Consider the following 16,757-nt stretch of genomic DNA (forward strand, 5'->3'; position numbering starts at 1 on the left):
GTTGAGTAGATGTGGGAAATTAGTGGGTGAGCATAAAAGAAGCGGGAAGTACTAAGAGTTAGCAGAAGCAAGAAGTGGCAGGCTGAATGAGTATCAAGCACAGAGCCAATAAAAGAACTGCCCTGCTTACCAGTAAGCAGGGCAGTTCTTTTATTTTCGTCTTTCCTTCCAGAGTTGGTTAAAAGACTTTGCAGGTAATTTGAGTGGTTCACGGCGTTTGCTCCACGTATCTTTTAGCACCTGTTTAAGGACAAAGTTTTTTATGCTGGCAGGAGCTAAGTTTAGCAGGGTACGGTTTTTCATTGCCTTTTTCCAAAGCATAAAAGTTGTTTGCTCCTGCTTGTCGGCTAGCCCCTGATCAACACTTTGCCTGCGGTTTAGCAATAGTATGTTGTGTATGTTTATTTTAACGGGACAAACTGATGTACAGGCACCACATAGGGAACTGGCAAAGCTTAAGTGTTTATTCTCGGCCATGCCATCGTAATGAGGTGTGATAACTGAGCCAATAGGACCGCTATACGTGCTTTCGTAGGTGTGGCCGCCAATGTTCTTGTATACCGGGCATACATTGAGGCAGGCGCCACAGCGGATGCAGTTTAAGGCTTCACGCTTTTCAGGCAGGCTAAGCAGCTCTGTACGGCCATTGTCAAGCAATATCACATACATTTCTTCCGGGCCGTCTTTCTCCTGTGGCTGGCGAGGCCCTGTCATAACAGTATTATAGACTGTCACATTTTGCCCCGTGCCGCTGGTGCTCAGCAAAGGCCAGAAGAGATCTAAGTCCATAATAGACGGAATCATCTTCTCAATGCCTACTATGGCAATATGTGTTTTAGGAAAAGAGGTGGAAAGACGGGCGTTGCCTTCATTTTCAGTTACGGCTATACCGCCAACATCTGCAATCAGATAGTTAGCGCCCGTAATGCCTACTTCTGCCGCTGTATACTTGTCGCGGAGCAGTTTACGTGCCGTTAGTACCAGCTCTTCTGCATTATCGGTAGGGGCAATCTTTAGCTTGCGGACAAACAGGTCTGCAATGTCTTTTTTAGACATGTGCATGGCGGGCGTTACAATATGGTAAGGCCGCTGTTCTGCCAGCTGTACAATGTATTCCCCTAAATCAGTTTCTACTGTTTCAATGCCATTCTTCTCCAGGTAGTCGTTCAGGTGTATCTCCTCCGTGCTCATGGACTTAGATTTTACTACCGAACGGGCGCGTTTCCGCTTCATAATTTGCCCGATCTCGCGCAATGCCTCCTCTGCATCCCGTGCCCAGATAACCTTACCACCACGGGCTGTAAAGTTTGACTCGAATTCCATTAAATACTTGTCCAGGTTATTAATGGTATTCGTTTTTATATATGATGCCCGTTCACGGGCCAGTTCATGATCTGTATACTGGGTAAGGCCCCGCTGTACAGCAGCATTGTATTTGCCGATGTTAAATTTAATGGTAGCACGATGGCCTAAGTCAAATGCTTTTGTTTCCGAATCTAATAGAAACTGTTTCAGTCTACTCATATAATACTTCCCTACGGTCTTTCTTGAAATTATACTGATCTTTAAAAGAAAAACACCCTAAAGTTAGGGTGTTTTCTTAAAAGCCAATAAGGCTAAATGCTTTTTATGTTTAACGCTGCTTACAGAGGTGTTAGTATATTATTTCTTATTGCTATCTACTACAATGCGGTTATCGCGGTTAGCCAGCTCCCATGCCACGTGGAACGCCAGTCTTGCTACCTTCTCTGCACTTTCAAAAATAATTTTATCTACTTCATCACCTGGCTTATGATAGTCATCGTGTACGCCATTAAAGTAGAATACAATCGGAATGCCATGCTTAGCGAAGTTGTAGTGGTCAGAACGATAGTAGAATCTGTTTGGATCATTCTCATCGTTGAAAGTATAATCCAGATCGAGGTTGATATATTTCTCATTCATCTCCCGGTTTATCTGATCCAGCTCAGAAGATAGTTTATCAGCGCCAATTACATAAATGTAATTGCTGTCGTTGGTTTTCTCATGGTCGTAGTCCATGCGGCCGATCATGTCTATGTTTACGTCGGCTACTGTGTTTTCAAGCGGGAATATCGGGTTTTCAGAATAGTACTCAGAGCCTAATAACCCTTTTTCCTCGCCGGTAACTGTCATAAACAGCATGCTGCGTCGAGGACCAAAGCCATCTTTTTTAGCCTGTGCGAAAGCTTCGGCAATTTCTATTACTGCTACAGTACCGGAGCCATCATCGTTAGCACCATTAAATATTTTGTCACCTTCTAATGATTCATCCATGCCAACGTGGTCGTAGTGAGCTGTTACGACCACTACTTCTTCTTTCTTGTCTGTGCCTTCGATAAAGCCCAATACATTTTCAGTTGATAGGGGAGAGACAATGCGCTCTGTTCTTATTTTTACATCTTTTGCAGCAGTAAAGTTTGACGCTACCAACTTGTTTGCTGTTGATACCTGAGTGGCATAGCCAAAAAGTTTATCAGGAGTAGTGCCCAGCAAAGTAGCTCCTACTACTGGAGATACAAAAGCCGTAGTAGCCTGCGTCTGTGGTCCAGAACTTGGAAGGCTTACAGACGGATGACTGGCATAAGCCTTGTAACGTTGTGTCAGGCTGTTAAACTCTTCAGGAGAGGTGCCTGTTACGATAAGCATGCTTTCAGCACCGTGCTTAGTGGCTGCATCTCTTTTTCTGCGGTAGTCCCGGCCCCAGTCAGAAGCTTTGTCTGTGCCACTGATAAGAAAATTGCCGTTGCTGCCTTTCGGTTCACCAGCCAGTACTACGACCATTTTACCTGTCACATCCAGGCCGTTATAGTCGGAGTATTGGTCGCTGTCGATGCCGTATCCTGCAAACACCACATTGGCTGCTTTCTCATCTTGGTAAGCAGTGCCGCCTAACACGAAAAAGTCCTGCATCATCAGAAACTTCTCATTGCCTACATTTATGTAACCTGTTCCCCATTGGCTCTGCTCCAGGTCAAAGCTCTGGTAGTAAGGATTGCTGCCATCTTTTACAGGGCCTGCTAAGCCATCTTCGCTAAACTCGCGGGAGATGTACTCTGCGGCCATTTTCTGGCCTTTCTCACCTGTGTTACGCCCTTCATATTCATCAGAAGCAATAACATGCAGGTGCTTAGACAAATCTGCTGCCGTAACGGTGCTGGCATATTTAGGAGCTGCCTCGCTTAACTTGGCAGCATCGGTTACTGGGTTTTGAGAAGAATTGGATGGAGCCGTTGCACAGCCCGTAGCCAACAACGCTGCCAGTCCATAGGCTGAGAAGTGATTGTACTTCATTTTATTATAATGATTTTTATATGGATAGATTAGGATACTGTTTTGATATTAAAACGGTTGCAAAGGCTGCAACACCTTCTTTTTTGCCTACAAAGCCTAAATGTTCGGTGGTAGTGGCTTTAATAGAAATATCATCTTCCGGAATGCCCATTACTTCTGCCAGGCAGGTTTTCATGGCCGGAATGTGTGGGTTTACCTTTGGCTCCTGAAGGCAGATGGTAGAGTCTATGTTACCAATCTCGTAGCCTTCCATAGCCAATAAATGGACTACCTCTTTCAGTAGAATTTTGCTGTCTATGCCTTTGTATTTAGGATCTTTATCAGAGAAGTGATAGCCAATATCGCGCATATTAGCTGCGCCTAGCAGAGCATCGCAGATAACGTGTATTAGCACATCGGCATCGGAATGGCCCAGAGCACCATGCGTATGCGGAATTTTAATGCCACCTAACCAGAAGTCTAACCCTCTCTTTAGTTGGTGCACATCATAACCGAAGCCGGTTCTTATCTTAAGTTTCATATATGAGTACTGAAATATAAAATACTGTTGAGCTTCCTGTAAGAAGAAGCTCTAAAAGGTAAATGTACTGGATTTAGACTTTAGGTGGTAGTAGTGCAGCTATTTTTTGATGTTTATACTTCAAATCTGCGCACATCAGAGTACTCTAGTAGCTTAAGTGAGAGCTTTTATAGTGAACAGGTTTGTCTGATTCTCTCCAATGTTCCTGTAGCTACAAGTATAAACATCTTATAAAGCCCTGAGAGCGTATGAAATATGGGATATAAGATAGTTAAGTTTACGCATAAAAGAATTTAGGCACATGATAAGCACAGGAGCCTCGTCTGCTGTTTCTTTCTGCAGCACAATAGCGCATATTCAATGAAGCATGAATACACACATTTTACCGAAACAGGTCGCTCAGTAAGAGTAGGTGCTGTGATTGGAGTCGGTGTTATGGCAGCAATAGATGAAATTGTTTTCCACCAGTTGCTGGCATGGCACCACTTCTACGACCAGTCTACACTGGCTATAGGCTTACTGACAGACGGCCTGCTTCATGCGGTGGAATTAATAGCGATAGTAGCTGGCTTTTTTATGTTTGCTGATTTACGCCGACATCATGTTCTCGGGCCGGTGTGGGCATGGTCTGGTTTCTTTCTCGGGGCAGGTAGCTTCCAGGTTTTCGATGGTATCATAGATCACAAGGTGCTGCGGTTGCATCAGGTACGTTATGGCGTTAACCTTTTACCGTACGACCTGCTATGGAACCTGGCAGGAGGTGTTCTGATAGGAGTTGGTGTTTGGCTGCTGTTTAGGGCAAAGTCAATAGCGCATTCTACAGGTACAAACAAAAGAACACCTTAGATTATGGAACATCACCATACAGCCTCTACTCATACTATATCAGCGTTCATGCCTTTGTTAATTGTAGCTGGTGTACTGATTATATATCTTGTTGCTGTAATACGCCAACATAGGTTGGGGTATAGCTGGAGTAAATGGCGTACAACCAGTTGTGTTGCTGGGGTTGCCTTACTTGCGGTGGCGATGCTACCATCGGTAGTTAACTATGCGCATTATAACATAAAAGGCCACATGGTACAGCACCTGCTGATAGGTATGCTTGCTCCGCTGGGTTTGGTGCTTGCAGCACCGGTTACGCTCGCGTTGCGTACTTTACCAGTCAAAACTGCCCGTTTTGTTACTGCTATACTGCGTAGTAAGCTATTCCACTGGCTTAGCCATCCGGTTACGGCACTCGTGCTGAACATTGGTGGCATGTACCTGCTGTACCTGACGCCTCTTTACAGCATGACATTAACTCAGCCTTATTTGCATCATCTGGTGCACATTCATTTCCTGGCTGCTGGTTATTTGTTCGTTTGGGCTATTGCAGGTCCTGACCCTGCTCCCGATCGGCCAGGAATCCGAACTCGCCTGGTTGTGCTGTTCATAAGCATCGCTACCCATGCTTATCTTAGTAAATTTATGTATGCTTATGTCTGGCCTCGTAATACGCCTCATGATGTAGAGCAGATTCGTTCTGCTGCTAAACTAATGTATTATGGCGGCGACCTGTCCGAGTTACTTTTAGCAGTTGCTTTATTTGCAATGTGGTATAAGAAGAGCAGCCGATACACTATTTGCGTTCAAAAGTAGCCTGATGTATTGTATATAAATCAAATAAAATACTGGAGTAATTAACTTACATAGGCGAAGTTTGCCTTGTCTATAATGTACAGTTGTAACTAATGCCTATATTTACAGCCTGTTATATTTTTGCAGGCCCTTGTAGTGTGTTTATTGCATGACGCAAAGTTTTGATACAGAGTTTATCTTTAAGTGCTTTTTTGAAGGAGTTCTTTTTGCCCAGTTGGTTTATGTTGTTTTCCACCTGTGTGTTCATAACAATAGGCGGGATTACCTTTATTACCTGCTGTACCTTCTTTCTTCTGTTGCCTACTTTCTGTACAAAGACTTTATGTTTTATAAGTTGGGCTGGAAGTATGGCGGCTACCCTTACCCCCACAATGGTCTAAACTATGTGCTGGCCAACATCATGCACTTTACTTACCTGAAGTTTGTAAAGCATTTTATCGGCACTAAAAAGAAGTATCCTTACATTCATAGGGTTGCCTTTGCACTTACCAGGTTCATCATGTTCTTTATCATACTTAACATTCTGAGTATGATATTCTTTAAAACATTGGTGCCTGCTTATGTGCAGTATGTCTACTCTGGTACCTTGGCTATTGTGACATTTGCCCTTATATACAGAATGTTCCTGCGGCGTAACACCCTTATCAACTATATTATTTTTGGTAGTGTTATGTATGCCCTTTGTTCTCTGATAAGTCTCGTTGTGGCCGTAGCGCACATGAACGGGTATTTGCCGACGTTTGAGGGTTCCCTGACCATTGTGCAAATAGGTGTAATGCTGGAGGTGCTTTGCTTTACAGCCGGGCTTGCCCATAAATCAGTTATTGTAGAAACAGAGCGGAATTTATCGCAGCAAAGGCTTTTGCAGGAGATGGAGCGAAATAAAAAGCTGGACGAAGACCTGCAGCATATAAGGGACAAAATTTCCCAGGATCTGCACGATGACATAGGAGCTACACTCACTGCCATATCTGTTTATAGCGATGTAGCACAAAAGTACCATCAGCGTGAAAATCCACAGGGTGTGCTGGATATGCTAAACCAGATAGGAGGTACAGCACGCCAGATGGTGAACGACATGCGTGACATTGTGTGGATGATAAATCCTAAGAATGATGAGCTAAGTGCCTTGTTGGATAAGATACACATATTTGCCTCCACCATAGTTTTAGGAAAGGACATCAGGTTGCATTTTGCTGTAGCACAGGAGATAAAGGACCTGCGTTTAAACATGCAGATGCGAAGAGACATGTATCTGGTAGTGAAGGAAGGAGTTACGAATGTAGTGAAGCACTCAGAGTGCAGGAATCTATGGATTTCTTTCATCTATGAGAGAGAATACATACTTTTGGTTGTTAAAGATGACGGTAAAGGCTTTTCTCTTCAGGAGGGCAGCAGGGGTAATGGAATTTACAATATTGAAAAACGCGCCCGTCATCATAATGGCAAACTGAGCATAAAAAGTGATGCATTAGGATCAACTTTAGAGTGTCAGTTTGAGTTAAAGTAGCAGATCAAGCCTCAGAATAGCTGTATGGGACAAAAAATCAGAATAGGAGTAGTAGAAGACAGTCAGGTTTTTGTAAAATCACTAGAGCTATACTTTTCTATGTCTGACTCAGTTGAGATGGCTTTTGCAACAGATGAGTTAGAAGCAATTCCTGAACTGTGCAAGAAACACAAGCCTGATGTAATCCTGATGGATGTAAACTTAGGTTACTTTACAGGAATAGAAGGTTTAAAACTGGTTCTGCAAACTTCCCCCCATATTAAAGTGCTGATGCTTACTGCCATCAGTGACGATAAGAACTTGTTTGATGCCATTGCACACGGAGCCAGCGGGTATTTACTAAAAGGTATACCCGCAAGTGATGTGGAGTCTTCCATCATAGAAACTTATAAAGGTGGTGCCCCGATGACCCCCATTGTCGCTTCCCGGATTCTGCAGGTGTTCCGGCAAAATAACCTGTCACAGCGTCCCCACGAAGACCTGACTCACCGCGAGAACGACATTCTCAAAGCATTGGTAAAAGGCTTATCTTATAAGCAGGTGGCCACAGAGCTAAACATTAGCCTGGGCACTGTGCGTACCCACATCGAACATATCTATGCAAAGCTTGGGGTAAACAGTAAAGCCGAGGCCGTGGCTAAGTTTCTCCAGGGGCTGAAGTAGTTAGTTTTACTACTTGTAGTGTAAAAGTATTTCCTGCCTCTTAATTATATTTTCACAGAGTTCTTTCTTTTTACTAATCATTTTATTGTAATAGTTATATTCTTCTTTGTACAATCCGATATTTATCGGATTGTACTGATATTTATCTTGAGGTAGTTTTGTGCCTGATCGATAGTTTGATTTTTTGAAGAAAATGCTATCCGTGATTTTAGAGTTCACTAGTGTAAATTAGCAGTTCAATGAAACGCCTCAAGAAGGAATAGGTTGTTGTAGAATGTGTGCAATCTAGAGTTTATATAACTCAGCATAAGATACAAATCAACTAATCAGAACAGTAAGAATGACATTATGGCTAGGTGTGTAACTGCGTTATGCCTATAAGAGATAAGTCTCAATTTGTATTGTTCCGATAGATTAACTGTCGTGCCTCAAGATAGTTTATTTTTTAATTTATAAGACTGTGTTGATGAATGATAAGCTGTAGTGCAAATTTATGACACACTACTAAATCTATTCTTTATACAGATGAACTCATTAATATAAGTAGTAAGACTTTCTAACATGTACTACAATTAAAATAATCATATAATAAAACTTTTACTAAACCAACCCTTTTATGAACACCTTTCAGTACCCTCTATCCAGAGAGGGAGATCTTCAACAGCATCAGTTATTATATTCCTGATCCTCTACATGTATGTGACTATGTATCTCTGGAACATTTCTAACATCTGGCTAACGTATTGATCTTTTGATTTAATAATCAATTATAACTCTTAAAATCTAACTTAATGAAAAGACCCTTATCTATTTAAAACGATTTTCTGCTTTACGCATTGTTAATGGTCTATTGGTTGCAGACCTCTTTTTTATGCCATCGGCGATTCAAACGAATTTGTTGCCAATATTCAATTCTTTATTAACCAAAGATTCAATCCAGGAATGCATTCTCTTTCCACTCACTGCCAAAGGGACAGTTGAACTGGAAAAGCACGTTCTTCTGAATGGGTAAATTATTTATGTTTCGTAATAATCTCAAAGTTATTAAATGAGAAAACTTTTACTACTTATTATAGCTGTGTTGTCAGGGTGGATAGCATCAGCTCAAGTAACTACCTTCCAAAATCTATATAACGGTCCTCGGTGGATGACTTTTATGAACATAGATCATAGTGGTGATCTGTTATATATGAAGTCCGTCTCTCAACCAACAACTGGTGTAAACAGTTTTACCTGTGTCCTTAGTCGTTATAATACTACTACAAACCAGGAAGTAGCGACTGTTACCTTACTAAACGTTCCAGGATATGATTATGGTACTCATATTGTATTCACTCCAGGGAAAAATGGTATTGTCTGTGACGAAGCTGGAAATCTATACGTGACAGTATACAATTCAAATAAAGTATATCGCTTTGATGGGCCGATACCAACTTCAGGAAATGTAACGAAGGAAATTTCTTACACTTATACTGTGCCAGGCTCTGGTAGTGAAACTGTGTTAGCACTTGACCTTATAGGCAATTTGTTTATAGGCAGAGGCACGGGGGTCTTCAAAATACCAGTGGCAAATTTAACAACAAACACAGAGCCTTCTTTAGTTTTTAATGCTTCTTCCATTACTATCAACGATATAGATTTTAAAGATGGCAGCGTTTATTTAGCTAGTGGTGGTACTAAGCTAGCAAAATATTCTGCTAAAGGAGTTCTGAGGAAACTATTGAGTTTGGCGAGATAGGAACAAACCTTTGGTCTGCCGAAGTAGCATCAGATGGTGCAATTTATTACCTGACAGGTAATAATAGTGCATTCATAAAATATGACGTAGCGAGCAAAACCAATAATGTTTTTGCTGGCCTCCCTGGTGAAGCTGGCAGCCAAGAGGATTTATCTACTACCCCACCATATTCGGAAGCACGCTTTAGCCGTCTTATTAATATGAGCTTAAGTAAGAGTGGTCTTTTGTTTGCCTATGATGAAAGCAATAGCAAGATATATAAAATTGTAGCCAGCTCACCTTATCAGGCAGGAAGGCTTTTTGAAGTACCTAGTGCGCCAGCTCAAGTTACCGCTTTATCCGACAATGCTAAAGTAGAGTTAACATGGGAGGGTAATGCTGCCGCTGAGAATGTTACTGGCTATAACGTGTACCGTGGTACCACCGCTAATACAGTCAATGAGAAGCTAAATACTTCTTTAGTAACAGGCACTACTTTTACTGATAATGCCGCTGTTAATGAAGTTACTTATTACTATGCTATAACTGCTGTAAATGATGCCGGTGAAAGTTTAAAATCAGGAGATGTGACTGCAACACCAAGAGTACCTAGTGTTAGTACATATCCTGTTACAGCTTTTACTGGTACCGGAGATAAAGCTTATTCTGAAGGAAATAGTAATGAAGCAGTCAGTGCAAGTATAAATGCTCCTTGGGGAATAACAAGGGATGCTAGTGGTAACACTTACATAGTTGATGCAGAAAACTATTGTATCAGGAAAGTTACTGTTGATGGTATAATTAGTGTTGTAGCTGGAACACCTGGTGTAACCAGTAGAGATGAGGCTAGTGGCCCTGCCCTTAGTGCAAAGTTTTCTTATCCTATGGGAATAGCTGTGGATGCTGATGGCAATCTTTATGTAGCTGATAATGACAGAATCTATAAAGTAGATCAAAAGACTCAAAGCATAAGTAAGATAGGAGATGTGTTTGCATGTAATGGGTTAGCGTTATCTAATGGGGTCCTTTATGCAACAAGCCTTACCTCTCATACATCAACGGCTGTCGGACAAATTATTAAGATTGATCTAACTAATTACAACACAAACACAATTGCAATAGGCGGGCACCCTCAAGCAGTTGCTATAGATGCTTTTGGGAATTTGCTAAGCCTTGATAATTCATCAGGGTTATTAAAAAAAGTAGATACCAATGGGAATATTGTAACTGTAGCCAGCGGGTTTCCATATGCTGGAGGAATTGCATTTGATAAAAATGGCAACGTGTATGTTACTTCATGGGACTCTAACATTTATAAGTTAGATGCAGGTACTTATGCTAAAAGCATTATAACAGTACCAAACAGTGAATCTTTAGTGGGTGTTGTTTCAGATGAAAAGGATAATTTGTACGTAACGGATTATAGTAAAAATCAAGTATTTAAAGTTATATTTTATCTTGATGCTCCGATAAATCTTAATACAACTGCAGGTAACGGGAAAGTAGATTTAACCTGGGATGCAGTAAAAGATGCCACCAGCTATAAGATATACTATGGGGAAAATGCTAATAATCTTTCCTCGGTTGAGTCTACAGTTTCAGGGACTTCAAAAACTATAAGTGGACTAAATAATGGAACAACTTACTATTTTACAGTTGTATCCGTAAATGAAGGCGTGGAAAGTAATCCTTCAGCAACAGAAAGTGCTGTACCGGAAGCTTTATCAACAGCACCAGCTTTTACCTCCACACCAGTAATAAATATTAACGAAAATACTCCATATTCTTATCCACTTGCTGCAACTGATGTTAATGGAGATGCATTTACGTTTTCAGCAGACAAGATACCCTCATGGCTTAGACTACAACAAAGTCCTATAACAGAATTTGGAGATGCTATCACTAAACCGGGGGCTATGGCTTATGATGATAAAGGGAATCTCTATGTAACTAATTCTTCTTTTAGTGATGCCAAGATCTTTAAAATAAGTCCGGACGGTACTACAACTATATTAGCTGACAGAGCTAACGGTACTATTTTTAGTATGATAGTTCATGACAGGTACTTATATATTCCCTATTATGATTATAATAAAATTACTCGTCTAAGCTTAGATAATCCTGAGAATGGTGAAGAAGTTTTTCTAGATTATTATTCAGGTGCTATGCTTCTGGCTGTTAAGGACAATGATTTATACATAGCGAGCTCATTCTCTTTACGAAAAGTAAACTTTGAAACGAAAGTTAGTAGCAACATAGCATCTACAGATAAACTGTTTCAAGGTATATGTTTTGATAAGAACGGAATTTTATATCTAACAGCTGATAACAGTGTTATGAAATATGAAGATAATAACTTTACCGCTGTCTATAGTGGTTTGTTATCTGCTCAGGATATTCAGTTTGATTCAAAAGGTGATCTTTTTATTACTACAGGAAATGGGATAATAAAAGCATCAGCTTCTTCTTATTCGTCTGTTTATGAAGGAGAAGCCAGAAGAATGTTGCTTACACCTCAAGGGATACCCGTTTTTACGCCACTAAGTGGAAATAATGTACTTAAGTTACAGCAGTCCTCAGCCTTGGTAGGTGTACCCACTCATGCTAATGTAGGCTCTCATGATGTTATTTTGAAAGTAAGTGACGGCACGCTTTTCTCAGAACAAAGTTTTACCATCACGGTAAAAGATGTTACAGCTCCAACTGTAGCCGTAACCTCTAGCCAATCATCGCCAGCGAAAGGAGATTTCCAAGTTACCTTTACCTTTAGTGAAGAAATAGCAGGTTTTGCGGTGGAAGATGTTACAGCGGTCAATGCTACAGTTTCCGACCTGCAAACTACAGATAACTTAACATTTACGGCTAAAATTGATCCAACTTCCGACGGTGAAGTTAACCTTAAAGTAAAGGCTGCCGCGGTAACGGATAAGGTTGGTAACCCTAACATTGCATCAGACCTATTCTTGCTCATCTACGATGGAGCACCGTTAGGTTATGCTGTTTCCTTCAATGAAGCCTTAATAAACGCCGATAATTTAACCTCCGCGTCTTTGCATGTAAGTGGAGCCGAGATAGGCACTACCCTATTTTACTCTATCAGCAGCAGCAAAGGTGGAGACCCTGTGGCGGGCAGTATCATAGTATGGAATGTTGAGTTCGACATTATCCCTCTGGACCTTTCTGGCCTTAACGATGGCACGTTAACAGTAAGTATGTATCTCGAGGATGCGGCAGGTAACAGGGGAGATGAGGTTACGGCGCAGGCTGAGAAGGCTATGCGCAAGATTATCTCTGTGCAGGTACCAGAAGTTATCAAGGTGCCTCTTAAGACGACTTATGAGAAGCTTCCGCTTCCTCTAACAGTAGAAGTTACTTATGCCACAGGCGAGAAAGAGCAAATAGAAGTTATCTGGAACCAGGGCGTTTATACTGGCTTGGTGCCAGGGGTGTATACACTGACAGGCCAGCTGGTTCTTCTGCCTAAGACATCAAATTTGGGTGGTATAGTAGCCACAGTGGAAATTGAAGTGGTGAGCGAACTTGATATTATAAATGCCTTCTCGCCAGACGGGGACGGAATCAACGATACATGGGTTGTGCCGAATCTGAGATTTTACAACAACGTGGAGATCGAGGTGTTCGACCGCTCAGGTGTACGCCTGTTCAGAACGACTAATCCTGAGGAAGGGTGGAATGGCCAGGACAGAAACGGCCAGGTGCGCCAAGGGGCCTTCTTCTATATTATCCAGGTGAAAGATACAGGCATGGTGAAGAAAGGTGTGGTAACAGTTCTTAAGAAGTAATCAAAATGAAAAAGTATATTATAGCAATTGCTGCAATTATCTCTGCTTTGGGCGCACAAGCCCAAAGCAGAAAACATATCGCTAATTTCTCGTTGTTTCAGCAGTACTACAACCCTGCGCTGACAGGTTATGAGGGATCTATGGTGAAAACCTTTTACCGCAACCAGTGGTCGGGCTTTGAGGATGCTCCTAAAACTGTCTTTGCCTCTGGTGAGTTGGATTTGGCAGACCTGTCGGCATGGAAGAATGACGGACAGCTGAAAACCCGTGAAGAAGGAAGTTATGACCGCCAGGCGGGGGCGCGGCATGCGTTTGGGCTGGCCGTACTGCACGATGAGTTTGGGCCATTTACTGAAAGCCAGATACAGTTGGGCTACGGTTCTCGTGTGCGTCTGAGTGAAACGGTAAGTCTACGCTGGGGCTCTGCGCTTGCTTACAGTACTCAACTCCTGGACGGCAATAGGCTAACTGTAGATGAGAAGAACGATCCGCAATACCTGGGCACATTGGGCAACAGCAGCCGCTTCAGCAAGCTGGACCTGAACCTGGGCCTGATGCTGACGGCGGACAAGTTTTACTTTGGCTACGCTGTGCAGGATATAATGAAAGGTGGTTTGGTTACTTCCGGAGATGACTTTATGAAGGATACCTATACGCGAAAGCATATTGTGCAGGCTGGTTACCGCACGGTAGTATCAGAGCAGGTGGGGCTGGTGGTAAACGGCATCTGTCAGTATGACAACAAGCTGGGAGAGACAGTGGAAGGGCAGGTGAAGGCTGTGTACCAGAACATGTTCTGGGTAGGTGGTGGTTACCGCAAGGACTTGGCCTACACTGTTAACGCCGGCCTGCGGCTGAATCAGCTTAAGGTTGGTTATGTTTATGAAATGCCAACAGGCGATGCTGGCTCTATTAACCAGAACACGAACGAGATCATGCTTACCTACAACCTGGTGGCGATAAAGTTTCCCAAGTTTGGAAGAAGTGTAACTATCTGGTAACCTAAAGAAACAAGGACATGAAAAGACACATTTACACAATAGCCTTGCTGTTGACTGTTGCCAGTGCGGCACATGCACAAACATCTATCAAAGAAACCCGTGAGAAGGTGGCTGATGTACTGCTTTTTAGAGAAAACCTACTCCTTACAAAACAGGAAAGCGATGGGCAGTTTATCTATCTGGAGCGGCCTGGGAGCAAGGAGGCGCAGAAGGAACCAAACCTGAACACAGGTCATATAAATGCTGTTGTTGGCGGAAGCCCTGCTGTCGGTGAGTTGTACGTGTACCAGAAGAGCAGCCGCAGAGACGAAAAAATTTCCATCTACCAATATGTTAATGGTGCTTTTGAGAAGAAGGAAGAGCGTGCGCTGCCCCGGATGCGCAATAACTCCTATAACTTAGGCCTCTACTTAACAGAGGATAAAAGTAGCCTTTATATCTCGGCTGAGCTAGGCAAGAGCTATGGGCACGATGACATTTACCTAAGCAAATGGGAGAACGGCAAGTGGACAAAGCCCAAAAATATGGGTAAGAAAATAAACACACAAGAGGCTGAGTTTGCACCCTTTATCATGGGGGATTCGCTTTTCTTTTCCAGAAAAAAAGATGCTGATGCATATGTGTACGGTGTAGCACTTAACCCATCAGGAATAGTGTTAGGAGAGCCTGCTAAACTTTCGGGAAGCATAAACAGAGAAAATGGTTTCAATGCATACTACAGAAGAAGTAATGAGCAGGCTACATGGCTTACAGTTGCTAATTCAGTTAACCCTGCAGAGGCGGTTTACACAGCTTATACCTTAGGAGAAGGCAGCAGGAAAGCTGAATTGGTACAGGAGGAACCTCTGCCTTTACAGCCAGTTAAGAAAGATTCGATTGTTCCTGTTCCTGCCAAAGCTAGCCAAGAAAAAGTCACTGCCGCTGACCTGGTGCTACATTACAGCTTTAACGAAGTTTTTGCGGTAGATACTGAGTTAAAGAAGCTTAACAAACTGTTAGCAAGACAGGCGAACGGTGCGGCAATCAATATTAAAAGTTATTCCGATGCCACTGGTAGCCAAGAAGCAAGGCAACGTGTCAGCTTCAAAAGGGGAGCTTATGTGAAGTGGTACATAGATAAATATTTTCCTGGAAAGTCATTTCTGATCAATACAGAGAGCGTAGTAATCGAAGAGAAGGGGAGTGAGCAAAGAAGAACGGAAATAATTATTGCTAAATAGCGTTTTCTCTTTTACAAAAACAACGGCAGCACCTGAACTTCAGGTGCTGCCGTTGTTTTATGCGTTTGATGGAGGTAGACTTCCTCTTGCCTAAAAACAGTAATAGCCAGCTACCCAAGAGTAACTGGCTGTGTACTGTATGTATATATGTAAAAGCGCCTTGGGCTTAGGCCTTACTTCCATTAGGGAAGAATAATCGATATAGCCTTCGGTGCTGAAGAGTTAAGCTTGTGGCACTTCTTCTAAAGTAGGGTAATCTGTGTAGCCTTTTGAACCGATAGCATAGTAAGTGTTGCGATCAGACGGTGTCAACGGTGCATTTTTAGAAAATCGCTCTGCAAGGTCCGGGTTCGAGATAAATGGCACCCCAAAGGCAACCATGTCAGCATCTCCGTCTTCAATTACTTTATTGCCAGTTTCCTGTGTAAAACCTTTGTTTATAATCAGGTTGCCCTTGTAAAGTGGGCGGTAGCGTTTTGCTATGTTAGGTTCAGCAAATGGCACATCTGTTACATCTGAAAAAGGCTCAGATAAATGCAGGTAAGCCAGGTTATAGTCATTCAGCTTCTCTACAATGTAATCGAAAGTCGGGATGGTTTCTTCGTTTACTGTTATTCCAAACTGGTTGTGCATGCTTGGGTTCAGGCGTACACCAACATGCTCAATAGGCATTACTTCTTTTACAGCGTCTAGCACCTCAAACAATAAACGGGCTCTGTTCTCTCTGGACCCACCATACTCATCAGTACGGGTATTAGAGCAAGTCACAAAGAACTGGTGAAAAAGGTAACCATTAGAAGAGTGAATCTCTACGCCGTCAAAACCAGCCTCTACCGCATTCTTCGCAGCGTTTTTAAAATCCTGTACGATCTGCTTAATTTCCTCTACTGTTAAGGCGCGAGGTGTAACAGTCGGCTTAAAACCTTCTTCCGTGAAAGCCTGATCATTTGGATTAATAGCAGAAGGAGCTACAGGAAGTTCACCATTCAGCAGGTCCGGGTGCGAGATGCGACCCACATGCCACAACTGTGCAAATATTTTGCCTCCTTTATCATGCACGGCCTTTGTTACTTTCTTCCAGCCTTCTACCTGTGTTTCAGTATAAATACCTGGAATGTTGATATAGCCAATTCCTTGTTCAGAAACCGGTGTGCCCTCTGAAATGATAAGCCCGGCACCAGCACGCTGCTCATAATATGTAGCTATGAGGTCAGTAGCCGCTTTTTCGGGGTTGTTGGCACGCGTACGTGTCATGGGGGCCATAACAACACGGTTCTTTAGTTCCAGGTCGTGTAGTTTTATAGGTTTTAAAAGTGCTTGTGTCATGTCTGAGTTAGATAGTTTAGGGAGTTAAAATTTAACATGAGGCA

12 protein-coding genes are annotated in these 16,757 nt (G+C 42.4%); 8 read left to right on the forward strand and 4 right to left on the reverse strand.

Translation table 11 applies throughout. The annotated features are described in order from the left end of the window. Window positions 1-150 precede the first annotated feature (150 nt). From LN995_RS05585 to ispF, 3 genes are all read right to left on the reverse strand, one after another. Window positions 151-1,524, reverse strand: coding sequence for a LutB/LldF family L-lactate oxidation iron-sulfur protein (locus LN995_RS05585; protein ID WP_229959220.1), 1,374 nt, complete (start codon window positions 1,522-1,524; stop codon window positions 151-153). Window positions 1,525-1,662: 138 nt separating this feature from the next. Continuing rightward, window positions 1,663-3,312, reverse strand: a complete 1,650-nt coding sequence (locus LN995_RS05590; protein WP_229959222.1) for a M28 family peptidase — start codon at window positions 3,310-3,312, stop codon at window positions 1,663-1,665. Between the two features lie 16 nt (window positions 3,313-3,328). Continuing rightward, window positions 3,329-3,832: a 2-C-methyl-D-erythritol 2,4-cyclodiphosphate synthase gene (gene ispF / locus LN995_RS05595; RefSeq protein ID WP_229959224.1), complete on the reverse strand. Its 504-nt coding sequence runs from the start codon at window positions 3,830-3,832 to the stop codon at window positions 3,329-3,331. Between the two features lie 360 nt (window positions 3,833-4,192). Between ispF and LN995_RS05600 the strand changes: the two genes are divergently transcribed. The 8 genes from LN995_RS05600 (at window position 4,193) to LN995_RS05635 (ending at window position 15,387) form a co-directional block, all read left to right on the forward strand. Next, entirely contained in the window at window positions 4,193-4,678 is a 486-nt protein-coding gene (locus tag LN995_RS05600) for a DUF2243 domain-containing protein (RefSeq protein ID WP_229959226.1), read from the forward strand. 3 nt (window positions 4,679-4,681) lie between these two features. Continuing rightward, complete coding sequence (locus LN995_RS05605) at window positions 4,682-5,473, forward strand: cytochrome c oxidase assembly protein (RefSeq protein ID WP_229959228.1); 792 nt, start codon at window positions 4,682-4,684, stop codon at window positions 5,471-5,473. A 148-nt stretch (window positions 5,474-5,621) separates the two neighbouring features. Then, a complete protein-coding gene (locus LN995_RS05610; protein WP_229959230.1) occupies window positions 5,622-6,983 on the forward strand; it encodes a sensor histidine kinase in 1,362 nt (453 codons plus the stop codon). Window positions 6,984-7,007: 24 nt separating this feature from the next. After that, on the forward strand, window positions 7,008-7,646 hold the full coding sequence (locus tag LN995_RS05615; RefSeq protein WP_229959232.1) for a response regulator: 639 nt from the start codon (window positions 7,008-7,010) through the stop codon (window positions 7,644-7,646). A gap of 1,156 nt (window positions 7,647-8,802) precedes the next feature. Then, on the forward strand, window positions 8,803-9,384 hold the full coding sequence (locus tag LN995_RS05620) for an NHL repeat-containing protein (RefSeq protein WP_229959234.1): 582 nt from the start codon (window positions 8,803-8,805) through the stop codon (window positions 9,382-9,384). A gap of 200 nt (window positions 9,385-9,584) precedes the next feature. Further along, entirely contained in the window at window positions 9,585-13,166 is a 3,582-nt protein-coding gene (locus LN995_RS05625) for a T9SS type B sorting domain-containing protein (protein ID WP_229959236.1), read from the forward strand. 5 nt (window positions 13,167-13,171) lie between these two features. Continuing rightward, on the forward strand, window positions 13,172-14,167 hold the full coding sequence (locus LN995_RS05630) for a PorP/SprF family type IX secretion system membrane protein (protein WP_229959238.1): 996 nt from the start codon (window positions 13,172-13,174) through the stop codon (window positions 14,165-14,167). A 17-nt stretch (window positions 14,168-14,184) separates the two neighbouring features. After that, complete coding sequence (locus LN995_RS05635; RefSeq protein WP_229959240.1) at window positions 14,185-15,387, forward strand: hypothetical protein; 1,203 nt, start codon at window positions 14,185-14,187, stop codon at window positions 15,385-15,387. Window positions 15,388-15,609: 222 nt separating this feature from the next. On the opposite strand, the gene LN995_RS05640 is transcribed toward LN995_RS05635, so the two are convergent. Further along, window positions 15,610-16,713: an alkene reductase gene (locus LN995_RS05640; RefSeq protein WP_229959242.1), complete on the reverse strand. Its 1,104-nt coding sequence runs from the start codon at window positions 16,711-16,713 to the stop codon at window positions 15,610-15,612. Window positions 16,714-16,757: the final 44 nt, after the last annotated feature.

Origin of the sequence: Pontibacter silvestris, from assembly GCF_020907275.1 — a bacterium.
In the GTDB taxonomy this organism is placed as follows: Bacteria; Bacteroidota; Bacteroidia; order Cytophagales; family Hymenobacteraceae; genus Pontibacter; species Pontibacter silvestris.